The organism is Streptomyces sp. NPDC091371 (genome assembly GCF_040684275.1).
GTDB lineage: Bacteria > Actinomycetota > Actinomycetes > Streptomycetales > Streptomycetaceae > Streptomyces.
The window spans coordinates 133,783-151,822 of the sequence record NZ_JBFBFP010000014.1 but is presented as its reverse complement, the minus strand read 5'-3'; the positions used below and the strand labels follow the sequence as shown (position 1 = coordinate 151,822).

11 protein-coding genes are annotated in these 18,040 nt (G+C 69.9%); 2 read left to right on the top strand and 9 right to left on the bottom strand.

Annotated elements, in window-relative coordinates:
• Positions 1-86 precede the first annotated feature (86 nt).
• Complete coding sequence (locus tag AB0O21_RS18210) at positions 87-518, bottom strand: GtrA family protein (RefSeq protein WP_365172139.1); 432 nt, start codon at positions 516-518, stop codon at positions 87-89.
• Entirely contained in the window at positions 515-1,507 is a 993-nt protein-coding gene (locus tag AB0O21_RS18205; RefSeq protein ID WP_365172138.1) for a glycosyltransferase family 2 protein, read from the bottom strand. The genes AB0O21_RS18210 and AB0O21_RS18205 overlap by 4 nt, the downstream gene beginning before the upstream one ends.
• Positions 1,508-1,695: 188 nt before the next feature.
• Between AB0O21_RS18205 and AB0O21_RS18200 the strand changes: the two genes are divergently transcribed.
• Positions 1,696-4,575, top strand: a complete 2,880-nt coding sequence (locus AB0O21_RS18200; RefSeq protein WP_365172137.1) for a CDP-glycerol glycerophosphotransferase family protein — start codon at positions 1,696-1,698, stop codon at positions 4,573-4,575.
• On the top strand, positions 4,572-5,720 hold the full coding sequence (locus AB0O21_RS18195) for a glycosyltransferase (RefSeq protein ID WP_365172136.1): 1,149 nt from the start codon (positions 4,572-4,574) through the stop codon (positions 5,718-5,720). The genes AB0O21_RS18200 and AB0O21_RS18195 overlap by 4 nt, the downstream gene beginning before the upstream one ends.
• 113 nt (positions 5,721-5,833) lie before the next feature.
• Here the strand turns inward: AB0O21_RS18195 and galE are convergent, their stop codons facing one another.
• The 7 genes from galE to AB0O21_RS18160 all read right to left on the bottom strand — a co-directional run bounded on the left by galE (position 5,834) and on the right by AB0O21_RS18160 (position 18,035).
• On the bottom strand, positions 5,834-6,856 hold the full coding sequence (gene galE, locus AB0O21_RS18190) for a UDP-glucose 4-epimerase GalE (protein WP_365172135.1): 1,023 nt from the start codon (positions 6,854-6,856) through the stop codon (positions 5,834-5,836).
• Between the two features lie 32 nt (positions 6,857-6,888).
• Positions 6,889-8,505, bottom strand: coding sequence for a glycosyltransferase family 2 protein (locus tag AB0O21_RS18185; protein ID WP_365172134.1), 1,617 nt, complete (start codon positions 8,503-8,505; stop codon positions 6,889-6,891).
• 78 nt (positions 8,506-8,583) lie between these two features.
• Complete coding sequence (obgE, locus tag AB0O21_RS18180; RefSeq protein WP_365172133.1) at positions 8,584-10,029, bottom strand: GTPase ObgE; 1,446 nt, start codon at positions 10,027-10,029, stop codon at positions 8,584-8,586.
• 173 nt (positions 10,030-10,202) lie between these two features.
• A complete protein-coding gene (gene rpmA / locus AB0O21_RS18175; RefSeq protein ID WP_030840805.1) occupies positions 10,203-10,457 on the bottom strand; it encodes a 50S ribosomal protein L27 in 255 nt (84 codons plus the stop codon).
• 13 nt (positions 10,458-10,470) lie between these two features.
• Complete coding sequence (gene rplU, locus AB0O21_RS18170) at positions 10,471-10,791, bottom strand: 50S ribosomal protein L21 (RefSeq protein ID WP_015033583.1); 321 nt, start codon at positions 10,789-10,791, stop codon at positions 10,471-10,473.
• A 208-nt stretch (positions 10,792-10,999) separates the two neighbouring features.
• A complete protein-coding gene (locus tag AB0O21_RS18165) occupies positions 11,000-11,536 on the bottom strand; it encodes a hypothetical protein (protein ID WP_365172132.1) in 537 nt (178 codons plus the stop codon).
• Between the two features lie 4 nt (positions 11,537-11,540).
• Complete coding sequence (locus AB0O21_RS18160) at positions 11,541-18,035, bottom strand: RHS repeat-associated core domain-containing protein (protein WP_365172131.1); 6,495 nt, start codon at positions 18,033-18,035, stop codon at positions 11,541-11,543.
• Positions 18,036-18,040: the final 5 nt, after the last annotated feature.

Below are 18,040 nucleotides of genomic sequence, written 5' to 3'. Positions count from 1 at the left end.
GTCTGTCCCCTTGCCCCTTGCCGAAATCCCTGACTTTGCCTGCCACCTCAATCTACGGTGCGGCGCGCGGCCGCCGCTCAGGGGTTTCAGACCGTGGACGAGGTTCCGGCCGGCTCCGGCTCGGCCGCGCGGGCGGCGGCCGGGCCCTGGACGAGGATCTTGCGGGAGATGACGAAGGTGAACGGGATGGCCACGACGGCCGCCACGAGCGGGGCGATCCGCGTGTCCATCCCGGCCCACGCCACCAGGGCGTAGAGGCCGACCGACTGGATCACGTAGTTCGTGACGTTGGTCAGCGGGAAGAGCAGGAACTTCTTCCAGGTCGGACGGGTCCGGTAGGTGAAGTAGGTGTTCATGAAGAACGAGCCGACCATGGCCAGCACGAAGGCGAGGCTGTAGGCGGCGAAGTAGGGCATCCACGGGTGCAGGAGCAGGTAGATCCCGAAGAAGGTGCCGGTGTTGACCCCGCCCACCAGGGCGAAGCGGAAGATCTGGCCGAGCTGTTCCCGTCTGCTCATCGGGCGCTGCCCTGGCCGCTGCGCTCGGGCTCGATGTCGGGCCGCTGCGCCCGCGCGAGCGGATCGGCCCCGTGCGACTCCTTCACCAGGAAGTGCGGCCGCCGCTTGGTCTCGTAGTAGATGCGCCCGATGTACTCGCCGATCAGCCCCAGCATGATCATCTGCACGCCGCCCAGGCCGGTGATGATCGCGACGAGGGTGACGTAACCGGGCGACTCGACGCCGTTGGTGATCGCCATGACCGTGATCCACAGCGCGTACAGCATGGTCAGCGCGACGAGCGAGACGCCGAGCCAGATCCCGATGCGCAGCGGCCGGTTGTTGAAGGAGATCAGGCCGTCCATGCCGTAGTTCAGCAGGGAGCCGAACTTCCACTTGGTCTCGCCGGCCTCGCGCTGGGCGTTCTGGTAGTCGAAGTGGACGGTGTCGAAACCGATCCAGGAGAAGAGGCCCTTGGAGAAGCGGTTGTACTCCGGCAGGGACAGCAGCGCGTCCACGGCCGGGCGCGACAGCATGCGGAAGTCGCCCACTCCGTCGGTGAGTTCGACGTCGACCCAGCGGTTCACGCCCCGGTAGTAGAGGCGGCTCAGCGCGCTGCGGAGCTTCTTGTCGCCCTCGCGCGTGCGGCGGGCGATGATCTGGTCGTGGCCCTGGCGGTGGTAGTCGAGCATGGTCGCGATGAGCTCCGGCGGGTGCTGGAGGTCCGCGTCCATGATCACGACGGCGTCGCCGGTGGTCTCGCGCAGGCCGGCGAGCATGCCGGCCTCCTTGCCGAAGTTGCGGCTGAAGGAGACGTACCGGGTCTGCTCGCCGTGCTCGGCGGCGATCTTCCGGAGCTTCTCGAGGGTGCCGTCGCGGCTGCCGTCGTCGACGTAACAGACCTCGTACTCGACGGGCAGGGAGTCCAGGACCCTGCGGATCTCCGAGTCGAAGCTGTCGATGACGGCTTCTTCGTTGTAGCAGGGGACAACTACGGACAGCTTCGTCATGAACACTTCCTGCTGGCTCCGAACGGGTGATTGTGGGCGACCGGACCCGCCACTCACCTCTTCCTTAGAAGTATGCACGGCGAGGGTTGGCCGGGGGTCGGCCTGCCTGGGGCGGGGGCGGCACGCGGTAGCGTGGACGAGATAAGCGGAATGAGCTGAACGAAACGCAACGAAACGAAGGGATCGAGGTGCACGTGCCCGACGTCTCCGTGGTCGTCATCGTCTACAACGACGCAGAGCGTCTGCCGACAGCAGTCCGGTCGGTTTTGGACCAGACCCTGCACGGGGTCGAAGTCGTGATCGTCGACGACTGCAGCAAGGACCGCTCGTACGCGGTCGCCCGAGAACTGGAGGCGGCGCACCCGGGGAGAGTGCGTGCCTTCCAGCTGCCGGAGAACAGCGGCGGTTGCGGCGCGCCCCGCAACCACGGCATCCAGCAGGCCACCGGCACGTACGTCATGTTCCTGGACAGCGACGACGTGCTGGAGCGCAACGCCTGCCGCAACATGCTGGACGCCGCCGAGCGGACCGGCTCCGACCTGGTCTCGGGCATGTGCGTACGCGTGCACCTCGACAACCGGTGGGGCAAGACCACCGAGTGGTACCCCTGGATCTACTCGCGCACGCGCACCCTGGAGTCGATCACCGACTTCCCCGACCTGCTGGTCTACGACACCCTCTCCACGAACAAGTGCTACCGGCGCGAGTTCCTGCTGGAGCAGGGCCTGGAGTTCCCGGTCGGGATCCACTACGAGGACCTGCTGTTCTCCGCGCAGGCCTACGTGGCCGCCCGCCGCATCACGCTGATCCCGAACCACGTGTACTTCTGGAACGTGGTCGAGAAGGCCGCGGCGAAGTCGATCAGCAACCGGCGCCACGAGATCGCGAACTTCGTCCACCGGATGGAGATCCACCGCCGCGTCGACGAGCTGCTGGCCTCGAAGGGCCACACCGACATCAAGTCCGCGAAGGACGCCAAGTTCCTCAAGCACGACCTGGTGCTGCACCTGCGCGACCTGCCCCTGCTCAGCGACGAGTACCGCCAGGAGTTCGCCCGCCTGGCCAACGGCTACCTGGCCGGCATCGACCCGGCGGCGTACGAGAACGTCACCCACCTCCAGGCGATCTGCGCGTACCTGCTGGGCAAGGAGGACTGGGACAACCTGCTCCCGGCCGCCGACGCCATGACCAACAAGGGGCGGCTCTCCTCCCCGCTGGCCGAGCGCGAGGGCCGCGTCTACTGGTGCGCCGACCACATCGACGGGGCCGACGCCGCCGAGGCCCGCCGGATACTGGACGTCACCGACCAGGGCTTCCACACCACCCCGCTCACCTCCCTCCAGCTGGGCAACCGCCTCACCTCCTACGAGGACGACGGGCGCGGCACCGTCACGCTGTCCGGCGCGGTCGTGAACCCGCTGGGGCGGATCCCGGCCGACGCGGAGCTGAAGGCCTCGCTCGAATTCCGGGCCCGCCGGCAGATCGGCGTGCGCTCCTTCAGCTTCCCGGTGGCAAGCGTCCGCCACGCGGGTGACACGATCGAGTGGACCGGCACCGCCGACATCGGCTCGACCGTCCGCCCCCTCGGCATCATCGACGCCGTCTGGGACGTCCGGCTGAAGCTGACCGCCGGAGGCGACAAGGTCACCACCCGAGTCTCCGTCGGCGGGGTCGACCTGGAGTCGGCGGCCCGGCTGCGCGTGCGGCCGCGACTGACCCGGCTGGTCTCGGACCGCTTCGAGCCGGAGGTGACCAAGAAGGGCAACCTCTCCTACGTCCTGGCCGCCGAGAGCGCCGCCACGGTCCGCACCCAGTCGCTGATCAACAACGCCATACAGGGCAAGGCGGCCAACGTGGTCAAGCGGGGCCTGCGCAAGGCCCTGCGGGTCCGCCGGAACATCGGCTCCGGCGAGCAGAAGGTGAAGGTCTACCACGAGGTCTTCTCGAAGCTGCCCGTCAAGAAGGGCACGGTCGTCTTCGAGAGCCACATGGGCAAGCAGTACAGCGACAGCCCGAAGGCGATCTACGAGGAGATGGTCCGCCAGGGCGTCCCGTTCGAGGCGGTCTGGTCGTACGCGGGCGCCAAGCCCACCGGCTTCCCCAAGGAGGCCACCCTGGTCAAGCGCTGGAGCTGGGCGTACCTGCGGGCGCTGGCCCAGGCCGAGTACTGGGTGGACAACCAGGGCTTCCCGCTGGCGCTGAGCAAGCGTGCGGGAACCACGTACATCCAGACCTGGCACGGCTCCGCACTCAAGCGGATGGGCTTCCACGAGCCGCGCACGAAGGCGCAGGGCCGGGCCGGGCAGGACCGCTTCCAGGCGGCCGTCGACCGCTTCGACCACTTCCTGATCCGCTCCGAGCACGACGCCCGCACCCTCGCCAAGGGCTTCCGGCTGCGCGACGAGGTTCTGCTGCGCAGCGGCTACCCGCGCAACGACGCGCTCGTCGAGGCGCAGCGCGGCGAGGCGCACAGCGGTGAGCGGGTGCGCGGGCCGCTGGCCGCCGAGCTCGGCATCGACCCGGAGAAGAAGGTGCTGCTGTACGCGCCGACCTTCCGGGCGGCCGCCGACGGCACGGTCGAGGGCTTCACGTTCCCGTTCGACGTGGAGGAGTTCGCGGACCGGCTCGGCGACCGCTTCACGCTGCTGGTGCGCACGCACTACCTCAACAGCGTCTCGCTGCCGCCGTCCGTCGCGGGCCGGGTCATCGACGTGTCCCGGCACCACGACATCACCCCGCTGCTGGCCCTGGCGGACGGGCTGATCACCGACTACTCGTCCGTGATGTTCGACTACGCCCTGCTGGACCGGCCGATGGTGTTCTTCGCGTACGACTACGAGAAGTACGCCACGGACATCCGGGGCACGTACTTCGACCTGAAGGAGAAGGCGCCGGGCCCGGTGGTGGCCACGGCGGACGAGCTCCTGCAGGCGCTGGCCGCCTTCGAGGAGGCGGACGCCAAGTACGCCGAGTCCCGGCAGCGTTTCCTCACCGAGTTCGGCGAGTACGACCGCGGGGACGCCGCCCGCCAGATCGTCGAGAAGTTCTTCACCAGGAGCGGCAAGTGAGCCGGGACATCTTCATCGTCTCCAACAACGTCGACGAGCTCGGCGGCGTGACCACCTGGTCCCACCAGATGGCCCGGCTGTTCACCGAGCGCGGGCACTCGGTCCACATCGTCGGCATCGCGCCGGTCGCCGAGGAGATCCGGCAGAAGCTGCCGCGGGAGCTGCCGTACGGGATGACCACCCTGTACGACGCCCACCCGCCGTCGGCGCGCAGGCTCCACGGGATCAAGGGCCGGCTCAACGCGCCGGAGCGGCGCCGGCAGGCGGCCCGGCGGGCGAAGATGCGGGTCAAGGCGGAGCGGCTGAGCGAGCTGTTCCGGGCGGCCCGCCCGGGCAGCGTGGTCATCGTCACCCAGGTCTGGGCGATGGAGTGGGTGGCCCTCGCCGACACCAAGGGGCTCACCGTCATCGGGATGAGCCACGAGTCCTTCGAGGCCAGCCAGAAGTCCACCCGCGGTGCGCGTGTGCGCCGCTACTACCCGGAGGTCGACCGGCTGCTGGTGCTGACCCCGGAGGACGCGGACCTGTGGATCCGCGCGGGCATGGAGAACGTGGGCAGCATGCCGAACCCGCTGCCCTTCATGCCGGACTCCCCCGCCCCGCGCACCGGGAAGGTCGTGGCCTGCGTCGGCCGCCTCGCCTTCGAGAAGGGCGTCGACCTGCTGCTCGACGCCTGGGCGGAAGCCTCCCCGCACCACCCCGAGTGGGTGCTGCGGATCTACGGGGCGGGCGTGGAGGAGCCAACGCTGCGGGCGCACTGCACCTCGCTGGGGCTGGACGAGTCCGTGCAGTGGATGGGCAGCACCGACGACGTGCTGGGCGTGCTGCGCGGGGCCTCGGTCTTCGCGCAGGCCTCGCGGGCCGAGGGCTTCCCGATCACCCTGCTGGAGGCGATGGCGGCGGGCCTGCCGGTCGCGGCCTTCGACTGCGCGCCCGGCGTGCGGGAGATCGTGGAGCACGGCGAGGACGGGCTGCTGGCGCGCCTGGGCAACACGATGGAGCTGGCCGGGCACCTGGACGCGCTGATGAACGACGGCGAGCTGCGCGACCGGCTCGGGGACACCGCGTTCCGTTCGGTGCAGCGCTACTCCAGCGCCGAGATCACCGACCGGTGGGAGGAGCTGTTCTCCTTCCTGGAGCGCTAGTGCTGTGACCGGCAAGGTTTGCCGGTCACAGCACTAGCACCCCCGTACGGATGAAGCCGCCCGCCCCGGAGCAGTTCCGGGGCGGGCGGCTTCGGCGTGTTTCCACGGCCGGGTCAGGGCTTGTGGACGTCCTTGTGGCGGTCCTTGTGGGCGGCCTTCGCGGCCTTGTGGGCCTCCCAGCCCGCCCAGGCGGAGGTGACCATCTCGCGGACGTCGTGCCGGGCCTTCCAGCCCAGCACGCGGGTGATCTTCTCGGCGGAGGCCACGACCTTCGCCGGGTCGCCGGGGCGCCGCGGGCTGATCACCGGCGCGTGGGTGTGCCCGGCGGCCTCGTTCAGGAGGGCGACCATCTCGGCGACGGAGACGCCCTCGCCGCGTCCGATGTTGACGGTGAGGTCCTTGTGGTCCCCGGCCGCGGCCCACTCGGCGAGCTTGCGGGCAGCCGCCACGTGGGCCTCCGCGAGGTCCTCGACGTGGATGTAGTCGCGGATGCAGGTGCCGTCCGGCGTCGGGTAGTCGTCGCCGAAGATGACCGCGCCCTCGCCCTTGTCGAACCGCTCGAAGACCATCGGGACCAGGTTGAAGACGCCCGTGTCGGCGAGCTCGGGCGTCGCGGCGCCCGCCACGTTGAAGTAGCGCAGGCAGGCGGTGGAGATGCCGTGCGCCCTGCCCGCGGCACGGACCAGCCACTCGCCGGCCAGCTTCGTCTCGCCGTAGGGGCTCAGCGGCGCGCACGGGGTGTCCTCGGTGACCAGGTCCACGTCGGGCATGCCGTACACGGAGGCGGAGGAGGAGAAGAGGAAGCTGCGCACGCCGGCTTCGGCCACGGCCTGGAGCAGGACCGTGAGGCCCTGCACGTTCTCGTGGTAGTAGTACAGCGGCTTCTCGACGGACTCGCCGACCTGCTTCTTGCCCGCGAGGTGCACCACCCCGGTGATCTTGTGCCTGCGGATGACGTCGTCCACGGCCAGGCGGTCCAGGACCGAACCGACCACCAGCGGGACGCCCTCCGGCACACGGTCCTCGTCGCCCGTGGACAGGTCGTCGAAGACGACGACCCGCTCCCCCGCGAGCACCATCGCGCGGACGACGTGCGAGCCGATGTATCCGGCGCCACCGGTGATCAGAAAGGTCATGTGCAGCTCCTGTTCCTGTCCTGGGGTCGTTCTCAGCGCAACGCGGAGCCTGCCCTGGCCCTGCCGATACGGTTCCGTACGAGGTACAGCGCGCCCGCGGCGCCGGGTGCGAGGCGCAGGGCGAGCGAGCCCGAACCCGTCCGGTACGGCTGCGTCAACAGGACACCGTACCGGCTGCTCGGCAGGGCGCGGCGCCGCAGCAGACCGCCCCGGGGGCGCAGCGAGGTGAGCAGGGAGCTCCCGTCCGCGCACTCCACGACCGCTTCCACGTGCCACGCCTGGAGCCTGCGCTGGCCCATCCTGCGGCCGGTGGCGGCCAGGTCTGCGAGGCGGAACGGCAGCTCCACCGACCAGCCGCCGTCCTCGTCCGGGGTCAGGGGCTCCGGCTTGGCGAGCACCGGGTCGCCGCCGGCGCGGGGCAGGAAACGCAGCTGGACGGTCTGCGGGCCGGCCGCGGCCAGCCGCCCGTACAGGTCGTGCAGCCTCAGCCGCACGGCCGCCTTGCCCGCGGGTTCGGCGTCCATGGTCACCGGCAGCGCGGCGGTCGGCAGCTCGCGCAGGCCGTCCAGCTCGACCGGGAGCTCCTCGCTCCACACGGGCGCCCCGTCGGCACGGGTCGCGTACGGGGGCAGCAGCCGCGGCGGCTCGGCGGCGAAGCGGGTCAGCCGCTCGACGTCGGCGGGCGGGGTGGCGGTGGCGCGCAGCACCCGTACGGCCCAGCGCGCGTGCGGGCCGGCGGCCTCGACGGCGGCCTCGTCGAACGTGTCGAGGTACTCGCGGGTCAGGGTCCACCAGGCGGCCTGATACTCGGGGTCCTTGCCGAGCTCGCGCAGGTACATGCGCAGGTCGTACTCCAGGAACTTCACCTGGCAGGCACGGCCCAGTTCCGGGGAGGCCGCGGCGAGGGTCCGGGAGGCGGTGCGGTGTGCCTCGATGCGGGCGCGCCAGTTCCCGACGTCCTTGCGGTCCAGGGAGATGGACACCTGGGCGGCGGCGCGGCGCACGTGCCAGACGTAGACGAGGTCGTCGATCACCGCGACGCGGGGAGCGGCGGCGAGGACGCGCGCGGTGAAGACGAAGTCCTCGTAGATGAAACGGCCGTCGGGAAACCGGATCGAATGCTTATCCAGGAATGACCGCTCGTACAGCTTGTTGACGCAGAGCGTGTCGCGGACCAGCTCGGGCCGGTCCGCGGGCCGCTCGATGACGTCGCCCCCGGTGTACAGCCCCGGCGCCCACGGCACGTCGTAGTGCTGGGGCAGCTCCCGGCGGACGCACGCGCCGACCGTGACCGGCGCCCCGTGCTCCTCGGCGGCCCGCACCAGGGCGTCGGCCGCGCCCGGCGGCAGCACGTCGTCGCTGTCCAGGAACAGGACGTACGGGGAGGTCGCGGCCGCGATCCCGTCGTTGCGCGGGGTGCCGCAGCCGCCGCTGTTCTCCGTGCGGTGGACGACCTTGAGGCGCGGGTGGAGGGCCGCCAGCTCGTCCAGCACCCGCGCGGTGCCGTCGGACGAGGCGTCGTTCACCGCGATGACCTCGGCGACCACCGGGCCCTGGGCGAGGGCCGACCCTACGGCCTCGCCCACGAGCCCGGCGTCGTTGTACGCGATCACCACAACGGAAACGGTGGGTGGATTCGTGCTGCTCACCCGGTGGATCCTAGGCGACCAGGGTAAACAGCACTTCAAGGCTTCACGACGTCCCGTCAACCCACGGAACCGGCCAGGTCAGAACGGCCGGAACTCGTCGTACTCCTGCTGCGCCGAGTCGCCGCGCTGGGCTTCCTTCTCCTTGCGGCGCTGCGTGGCCGGACGCGGAGCCTCCATGCGGTGGTCCTCACCGCGGCGGCCGAGCATCTCGGCGCCGGCCATCATGGTCGGCTCCCAGTCGAAGACGACCGCGTTCTCGTCGGAGCCGATGGCCACGCCGTCGCCGGCGCGGGCGCCGGCCTTCCTCAGCGCGTCCTCGACACCGAGGCGGTTGAGCCGGTCCGCGAGGTAGCCGACGGCCTCGTCGTTGTTGAAGTCGGTCTGGCGGACCCAGCGCTCCGGCTTCTCGCCGCGCACCACGTACACGTCCTCGGCCTCGTCGTAGGCGACGGTGAAGCCGGCGTCGTCCACGGCCTTCGGGCGGATGACGATGCGGGTCGCCTCCTGCTTGGGCTTGCGGGCGCGGGCCTTGGCGACGACCTCGGCGAGGAAGTAGGAGAGCTCCTTCAAGCCGGTACGGGCGACCGCGGAGACCTCGAAGACCTTGTAGCCGCGGGCCTCCAGGTCCGGGCGGACCATGTCCGCGAGGTCCTGGCCGTCCGGGATGTCGACCTTGTTGAGCACGACGAGGCGCGGGCGCTTCTCCAGGCCGCCGCCGTAGATCTTCAGCTCTTCCTCGATGACGTCGAGGTCGGCGACCGGGTCGCGGTCGGATTCGAGGGTGGCGGTGTCCAGCACGTGCACCAGAACGGAGCAGCGCTCGACGTGGCGCAGGAACTCCAGGCCGAGGCCCTTGCCCTGGCTGGCGCCCGGGATCAGGCCGGGGACGTCGGCGATCGTGTAGACGGTGGAGCCCGCGGTCACCACGCCCAGGTTCGGGACCAGCGTCGTGAACGGGTAGTCCGCGATCTTCGGCTTGGCGGCGGAGAGCACCGAGATCAGCGAGGACTTGCCGGCGCTCGGGAAGCCGACCAGCGCCACGTCGGCGACGGTCTTGAGCTCCAGGACGATGTCGCCGGTCGTGCCGGGGACACCGAGGAGCGCGAAGCCGGGCGCCTTGCGGCGGGCGGAGGCCAGCGCGGCGTTGCCGAGGCCGCCGCGGCCGCCCTCGGCGGCGACGTAGGTGGTGCCCTGGCCGACGAGGTCGGCGAGGACGTTGCCCTCCTTGTCGAGGACGACGGTGCCGTCCGGCACGGGCAGGACCAGGTCCTGGCCGTCCTTGCCGGAGCGGTTGCCGCCCTCGCCGGGCTTGCCGTTGGTGGCCTTGCGGTGCGGGCTGTGGTGGTAGTCCAGCAGGGTGGTGATCGCCTGCTCCACGACCAGGATCACGTCACCGCCGCGTCCGCCGTTGCCGCCGTCGGGACCGCCGAGCGGCTTGAACTTCTCCCGGTGAACGGAGGCGCAGCCGTGGCCCCCGTTACCCGCGGCGACGTGCAGCTCGACGCGGTCCACGAAGGTGGTCATGGTTGTTCCTCCAGATACATACGGGAATGTCCCGGGCAAGGCGGATCGCGCCCACTGCCCATTAAACGTGTCTATGTGACAACGCGCCGAGGGCGGACCTCTCTTCCCGGCTTGCGCCGGGAAGAGCTGAGATCCGCCCTCGAAGTTGTTGCGAACGCCTTAGATCAAGAAGATCAGGCGGCCGGAACGATGTTCACGACCTTGCGGCCACGGTGCGTGCCGAACTGGACCGAACCGGCCTGCAGCGCGAACAGCGTGTCGTCGCCACCACGACCGACACCCGAACCCGGGTGGAAGTGGGTGCCGCGCTGGCGGACGAGGATCTCACCAGCGGAAACGACCTGACCGCCGAAGCGCTTCACGCCGAGCCGCTGGGCATTGGAGTCGCGCCCGTTCCGGGTGGACGATGCGCCCTTCTTGTGTGCCATGTCTCAGTCCCTCTTACTTCGCAGCCGCGGGGATACCGGTGACCTTGATCGCCGTGTACTGCTGGCGGTGACCCTGGCGACGGCGGTAGCCGGTCTTGTTCTTGTAGCGCAGGATGTCGATCTTGGCGCCCTTGTGGTGGTCCACGACCTCGGCCGTGACCTTGATGCCGGCCAGGACCCACGGGTCGCTGGTCACGGCGTCGCCGTCGACAACGAGCAGGGTCGAGAGCTCGACCGTGTCGCCAACCTTGGCAGTGGAAATCTTGTCAACCTCAACGATGTCGCCGACAGCAACCTTGTGCTGGCGACCACCGCTGCGCACGATGGCGTACACGCGGATCTCTCTCTCACTCGGGACGGATGCTCCTGAAGCCAGCCGCTCAGGCGGGCCGGGGCCCGAACTGATCCGGATTGGACGAGCGGCCTCTCCCGCGTGGTGCTTCAGCGGGAGGAAGGTGCTCAGGAGCGCGACGCGTCAAAGACACGCCGACGGTCAAGACTACGGGCCCCGGCTCGACCAGGTCAAACCGGGGCCCTGTCACTCACTGTCCAGTCGCCGCGCCGCTCTCCGACGCCTCGAACCGGTCGGGATAACCGCAGGCCACGAGGTCGTCACGTTCGACCGCGACTGCCTGGTGCTCGTCGGGCCCGGATTCTGCCAGCAGCGACAAGACCGGCATCGACCGGTCGAAGCTCTCCCTGCTCAGCCGTGCGCACGCCGAGAAGAGATCGACGCAGACGAGCCGCTCCTCACGGGTTCCGCCGCGCGCGATCTCCTCGAACACCTGCAGACCGCGCTCGATCTCATTACGCAGCTTCGCCACCGATGCGGAGCCCTCCGCTTCGGCAGCCCCGTGTGCGAGCTGCACCAGCACGGCGAGCAATTCCGGCCGTGCGGCCGCGGTGGCGGTCGGGAGCTCCTGTACCAGCGCGGCAGCGGCGGTTTCCGCTACGGGCCGGAGCGACCCGTTCACCGGCACGGCCAGTTCCTCGACCTGGTACATCCAGCGCTCGGCGACGACCGCGTCCTGGGCTCGCGCCAGTGACCCGACGAGTTCTCTCACCTGTTCGTGCTCCATGGTGTCAGTTTCCCTGGAGATCGGACTGGTAGGTGGTCTCCGGGTCGGGGAACGCGCCCCTTCCGTACGTCGGCTCGCAGTAGGCCGCGCAGACGGGCTGGTCGGACGGCGGCCTGCCGGAGCCGCGCGGGCGCTGGGCCCGGGTGAAGCGGACGTCCTTGAGGTCACCACCCACGTTGCGGGCGGCACACGCCTCGGCACACTCCTTGAGCGTCTTGGAGCTGACGCCCCAGGCCGTCTTGCCCGTCTTGGCGTTGTAGGCGCCGACGACGACCGAATGCTCCGAGCGCATCCTCGACGGTCCGGCGGACAGTTCCGCCACCTTCCCGTCCCGCAGCTCATTGGCTTGTTTCAGAAGTTCGCCCTCGTCGAACTTGGGAGCCCGGCTGAGTGCCTCCTTGGCCTGCGACAGCTTGCTCTTGGCCTTGCCCATGGCGTCGGTGGCCTTCCACCAGGCCTTGGCCCCGTCGATCAGGTCGCCCGCCAGGCCGGCCAGGCGCTTGATCAGTTGGCCTGCCTTCTCCCACTTCCACGGAGCGCCGTACTTGGCCAGGACCTTGCCGGCCAAGCCGCCCGCGAAGCTGCCCGCTATGTTCAGCGCGGTTTCGCCGCAGGCGCCGAGGTCGCCGCTGGAGAAGCAGTCCAGGGCAGCGGTCACACCAAGCTCGTCCATGAGGATCTTGGTGATCTGCTTGACGGCGTTCTTGACCTTGCCCTTGGCACTGTTGAGGTTGCCCTCCGCCCGGTTCAGGTCGTCCGTGGCGTCGTTGACGTCCTGCTGCTCCGGCGTCGTGTTCGTGTTGACCTTGCCGCTGGTGCAGCTGCTCGGGTGCGACTGGCAGTACGCGCGCTCGTCCGGGTCGTACAGACCCGTCGGGTCGCTCGCCGAGACCGGGCGGTTGTGGGCGTACGCGTAGGCGTTGAGCTGCTGGGCGTCGTTCGTGTCGACGACCGGGTCCGGGGTGATGAACTTGCCCAGGAACGGGTCGTACTCACGGGCGCCGATCGTCGTCAGGCCGGTCGACGCGTCGATCGTGCCGCCGACGAAGCCCTTCTCCCCCGGCCACGTGCCCTGCGGGGTGCCGCGCTTGTTGCCGTAGGGGTCCATCCGGCGCTGCGTGACCGCACCGGTCGTCGCGTCGATCGCCAGCTCGCCCGTGCCGTGGTGGTCCGAGGCGAGGAAGGACAGCTTGTTGTCCGGGGTGCGGACCGCGACGTTCTGGCCCGCGAAGGCGTAGTAGCGCGTCGCCTTCGCCGTCGTCGTTCCCGCGTCCAGGCGCAGCTCCATGCCCGGCAGGTACACCGTGGTGCCGGTGGCGTCCTTGCGCTGGATGCGGCTGCCGTCGGCCCCGTAAAGGAAGGTCGTCTCCGACGCCTCGTTGGTGCCCGGGGTGGTGACGTCGTCCGGCCGGCTGTTCTTGACCACCTTGCCGAGCGCGTCGTAGTCCAGGGTCTGGGTGTTGCCTCCGATCGTGCGGGTCGTGGTGTTGCCCGCGGTGTCGTAGCCGTAGGTGTACTGGCGGTCGCCGGTCGGGGTGTTCTCCACGACCTTCTCGACCCGGTGCGTCCCCGCCTTGTAGGTGAAGGTGCGCTTGACGTCCTTCGACGCGTTCAGGCCGGTGTCGTGCGCCGTCTCGGTCAGGCGGTTGCCGACCGTGTCGAAGGTGTACGAGTTCCAGTACGGGGCCGGGCCGCCCAGGGCCGAGGCACCGGGAGCGGTGGTGCAGGCCGCCGGGCCCGAGCCCGAGACCGGGACCTGGCTGCCGACCGTGCCGGCCGCGGCCGCCGCGGCCTTGGTGGTCGCCGGGGTCCAGGAATCCGTCATCCGGTTCTGGTAGTCGTACGCGAAGCACTGCAGGTCAGGGGTACCCGCGCCCGCGGTGTCGGCGATCGACTTCACGTTGCCGATCTGGTCGTACGAGTAGTTCGACTCCTTGGCCGGGCCGGTGGTGGAGCCGTAGACGTCCACCTTCGACTGGATCAGGCGGTCGGTGCCGGTCTCGTACTGGAAGGTCTGCCAGGCCTTCTTCCCGCCGTTGTTCAGCTCCAGCTGCTGGAGCAGGGTGCGGCCGGACCAGATGGCGTTGGTGACGTACGGCGTCGTGCCCGTCATGGACTTCAGCCGCTGGATGTCGTCGTAGCCGTAGGCCAGGGCCTCGGCGGGAAGACCGCCCGCCGCCGGGACGCTGTCGCTCTGCTTGGTGCCGTCACGGTTGTAGGCGGTGCCGTAGACGTAGGTGCCGGCCAGGCCCGTGCCCGAGGAGGCGGGGACCGTGTAGGCCGTCTTCAGCGGCTGGTAGAACTCGTCCATGCCCTGGACGATCGTGGCGAAGTACTCCGTCGCGTTGATGTAGCGCAGCGACGCCCAGCCCTTGCCGAGCCAGCCCGCCTTGTCGTAGCGCTGCTCGGTGAGCTTGGTGCCGGTGGTCGCCGCACCGTCCCACGTCGTGACGACGCGGCCGAGCTTGTCGTAGACCGTGGAGATGGTCTTGCCACGGGCGTCCGTGACGGAGACCGGGCGGTCGACCTCGTCATACGTACTGGTCCGCTTGCCCGAGTCCGGGTCCACGGCCTCCGTCATACGGCCCAGCTGGTCGTACTTGTACGTCCAGACGTTGCCCGCGGCGTCGTCGAGCCGGGCCAGCTTGCCCGCCGGCGTGTAGGCGTACTTCGTCGCGTCGTAGCCGGACGTCGGCCCCGCCGGGACCGGAGCGGCGCCCTTGTAGTGGCGGACCTCCGTCGTGCGGTCCTGCGCGTCCTTCAGCGTGGTCGTCGGCGTGCCGCCGACCGGCGGGTCGATGTGGGTGCGGTCGCCGCCGTGGACGTACGTCGTGCGCCACTGCTCGCCGCCCGCCGCCGCGAAGATCTCGGCGGTGGTCCGGCCCAGGCCGTCGTACTCGTACAGGGTCTGCGCGCCGACATCGCCGTTGCGGACGATCAGCAGTTCGTCGGAGGCCGCGCCCGCCGCGTTGTACGTGGCGTTGACCTTCGCGACCTTGCCGGTCGGCGTGTAGAAGGTGTCGGCCACCATGCGGGTGCCGCTCGGGCCCTCGGTCTGCTTCTGCCTCGGCCGCAGCAGGCTGTCGTACAGCTGGTACTCGGTGCCGTACGAGCCGTCGATCTCGATCTTCTCCGTCTTGACGGAGACCGGCTTGTCGAGGCGGAAGTTGTAGCCGTACTTGATGCTCGGGGTCTGCGCGGCTGCCTTCGAGCGGTCCGGCAGCCAGACGGAGACAAGGCGGCCCAGCGGGTCCAGCGCGAGGTCGCTGCGCTTGCCGTTCGGGTCGGTCTGGCCGAGGGACTGGCCCCAGGCGGGGGCGTAGTCCGTGGTGGTGACGTGGCCGAGGGCGTTGGTGACCTTCACCTGCGAGATGAGGCCGTTGACGTCGGTGTACTCCGTCTTGGTCTCGGCGCCCGAAGCGTCGGTCTGGGAGGTCGGGCGGCCGAAGCCGTCGTAGGCCGTGGTGCCGGTGACCTGGTAGGTGGCGGTGGTCCCGTTGTGGGAGGTCATCCGCTCGGTCTTCGTCGCGTTGCCGACCGTGGGCGCGGCGCCGAAGGCCAGGTTGTCGTAGGAGGTGCGCTCGTCGGAGAGCACCTGGGTCTTGCGGTCGGGGGCCGTGGCGCACTTGACCAGTACGGTCTCGACCCGTGAGGTCAGGCTGAGGACGTTGGCGCCCGCGTTGTCCGCGTAGGACGTGCGGGTGCAGGTGTCGTCGGCCGCGGTGGACAGGTCGCCGAGGTCCTCCGACTCCAGGATGCGTCCGGTGCCGTTCGCCAGGTCGTACGTGGTGTTCGACTCGGTCTCGCGGCGGCCGTCGCCGCCCTCGGTCACCGTGTAGCCGCGCGTCTTGACCGTCTTGGTCAGCGAGGCGTGGCTGGTGCCCCAGGTGTTGGTGTCCGTCGCGGTGTAGTGCCGCATCGGGGTCTTGATGACCTTGGAGACGAGCTTGTCGCCGTCGTAGGTGGCGGCTTCCAGCTCGTGGCCGGTGAACTCCTTGTGGTCGGTGTGCGTACCGCCCTCGGAGTCGGTGACCGTGGCCGAACGGGCGGTGCCGTCCGGCTTCTTGTCGCCGTCCAGGCCCTGGAGGTAGGTGTAGTCGATCCGGGTCGGCTTGGTGGTCGCGCCGCCGGTGGTGACCTTGACCTTGCCGTAGCCCTGCCAGCCGCCCCAGGTGAGGTACTTGTCCTCGGTCATGCCGTCGGGCTCGGCCTTACGCCAGCCCGCGGGGCCCTGGTAGTCGTACTCGGTGACCTGCTCGGGGGCGCCGCCGGTCCGGTCGGTCTCGATGACCTGGCGGACGACGTACTTGTGGAACCAGTCGGTGATCGGGTCGAGGAAGCCCGGGGGCGACCAGACGACCGGATAGCAGCGCTTGGTGGACTCGCCCGGCTTGGGCAGGGCGTCCTTGGTGCACTCCGCCGGGGCGTAGTTGACGTCCAGCTGGGCGCCGGTCTCGCTCAGGACGGTGGAGAGGCGGAAGCGGTGGAACGGGGCGATGGACTCGCCGAGGCCGTCCACGCGGTTCGCCAGCTGGGTGCCCATCAGTTCGACCGAGGGGACCTTGGCGCTGCCGCCCTTGCGGCCCTCGTGGTCGATCTTGGAGAGCCACAGGGTCTTGGACTGGTCACCGTTGTCGGTGAACTGGTGCGTGAACGTCCAGGCGTCCACGTCGTCGTAGGTGGTGGCGTCCTTGCGGATCTGGGTGGTGACGCCCGTCAGCCGCTGCCGGGTCCAGAAGGACGCGGCGACCTGGCCGGCGTTGCACTTCGTGCTCGGCGCGCAGTACCGGTCCATCGGGACGTCCGGCCAGTAGGCGGCGTTCGCCGTCTTGAAGTCGGCCGGGAGGCACTTGAAGGTCTCCGTCGGCAGGCAGCGCTCCTGCGTGGTGAACACGACGCGGGCCGGGGCCTTCGCCGCGTAGACGCTGCCGTCGCGCTGGCCGTAGTCGATGCGCTTGACCCAGCCGCCCGAGGTGTACGGGGTGCCGTTGACGTCGGTCTTGCCGTTCAGGGCGTAGTGGTTCGTCTCCTTGCCGTAGAAGTACGACATGACGTTGCCCTGGCGGTCCTTGACGTAGTCGAGGTTCCACCGCCAGCCCTGCTGGCACGACGCGCTCGCGAAGGTCGCGTTGTAGCAGGGCTCACCGCTGTTGTTGCCGAAGACCGGGGTGGTCCAGACCGAGGAGGTCTCCTCGTTGCCGGTGGCCCAGCCGGGCAGCCGGTTCTTGCCGAAGTAGTACTCGGTGCCGTCGGTCGTGGTGATCTTCCAGTGCTCACCGTTGTTGTCGCCGTTGACGGCGCCGGTGAGCTGCTCGACCTTGGAGCCGTCATCGGCCGCGAACCGCCACTTGCCGTCGGCGTCGCCCTTGATCAGCTCGGTGGACGTGCCGTTGAGCATCACGGTGGCGTTGTCGAAGGCCCAGCACTGCTCCGCCGAGGACGTCTGGCCGTCCTTCGCGCAGGGCTTGTAGCTGCGCTCGACGTATCCGGCCTCGTACGAGAAGCCCTCGCCGAGCCAGGAGCCCTGGTTGTTGGTGTCGGAGGTGCGGCCGTCCGCGGACTGCGAGGAGTAGCCGAGGCCGACGGTGGGCACCAGGCCGCCCGGTGCGGGCGGGGTGCGCAGCGGGTACGACCAGGAGAAGCCGCCCGAGGAGGTGGCCACGCTCCACTTGGCCGACGGGGCCAGCGGGGTCGCCGCGTACGAGCCCTGCGCGGAGGAGTCGCCGGCCGCGAGGGCCACCATCGAGCCGCTCGCGGTGGGACCGGCCGCCATCGTGGACATGCCGGCGGCGCGCGCCGGGGCGGTCAGGTCCGCGGAGACCGTCTTCGTCTTCGGGTTGTTGACCGTCTTGAGCGGCTTGGGGAGTTCGGGGCAGGCCGCGGTGCCGGGGTCGGCGACCGCCGCACAGGCCGGAAGCTCGACCAGCTGGAGGCGGGATCCGTAGCTGCCGCCGAAGCCGTCGGCGAACGCCGCGTAGTCGACGTTCAGCCGGACCTGGCCCGCGTCGGCTGCCTGGTCGGCCCGCTGGACGCGCAGCAGCGCACCCGCGCCGAGCTTCGCGGCCCGCTCGGGCGCCAGCACGTCGACCTGGACCTTGCCGGGCTGCTTGGCCCCGCCGACCGCGGCGGCCTTGAAGGAGGTGGCCGGGGCCTTCGCGGGGGCTTCCTTCGCGGGGGTGACGGTGACGGGCAGGCCGCCCACCTTCACCTGGGCCGCGGCGACGCCCAGTTCGGCACTGCCGCTGCCAGGCCATACGGGCTTGTCCAGCTTCTTGACGGCCGACTTGGCCGTCGCGTTCGCCGGGCGGGGCTTGCCCTTGGCGTTGGTCCCCTTGACGGGGTCGCCGAAGTCCTGGACTCCGGGCCGCTTGGTGCCCCCGGGGGCGAGTTCCAGGGCCTGGACGGACGAGGCTGACAGGGCCAGGCTCAGGCCGATGACGACCGAGCCCAGTGTTCGCCGGGGTATGCGCCGATTCAGCAATCGGCCGCGTAGAGACATCAGTG

What these genes read in the sequence shown, in the direction of transcription:
- AB0O21_RS18210 (WP_365172139.1), bottom strand. Translation starts at nt 518, where the DNA reads ATGAGCAGACGGGAACAGCTCGGCCAGATCTTCCGCTTCGCCCTGGTG.
- AB0O21_RS18205 (WP_365172138.1), bottom strand. Translation starts at nt 1,507, where the DNA reads ATGACGAAGCTGTCCGTAGTTGTCCCCTGCTACAACGAAGAAGCCGTC.
- galE (WP_365172135.1), bottom strand. Translation starts at nt 6,856, where the DNA reads ATGACCTTTCTGATCACCGGTGGCGCCGGATACATCGGCTCGCACGTC.
- obgE (WP_365172133.1), bottom strand. Translation starts at nt 10,029, where the DNA reads ATGACCACCTTCGTGGACCGCGTCGAGCTGCACGTCGCCGCGGGTAAC.
- rpmA (WP_030840805.1), bottom strand. Translation starts at nt 10,457, where the DNA reads ATGGCACACAAGAAGGGCGCATCGTCCACCCGGAACGGGCGCGACTCC.
- AB0O21_RS18165 (WP_365172132.1), bottom strand. Translation starts at nt 11,536, where the DNA reads ATGGAGCACGAACAGGTGAGAGAACTCGTCGGGTCACTGGCGCGAGCC.
- AB0O21_RS18160 (WP_365172131.1), bottom strand. Translation starts at nt 18,035, where the DNA reads ATGTCTCTACGCGGCCGATTGCTGAATCGGCGCATACCCCGGCGAACA.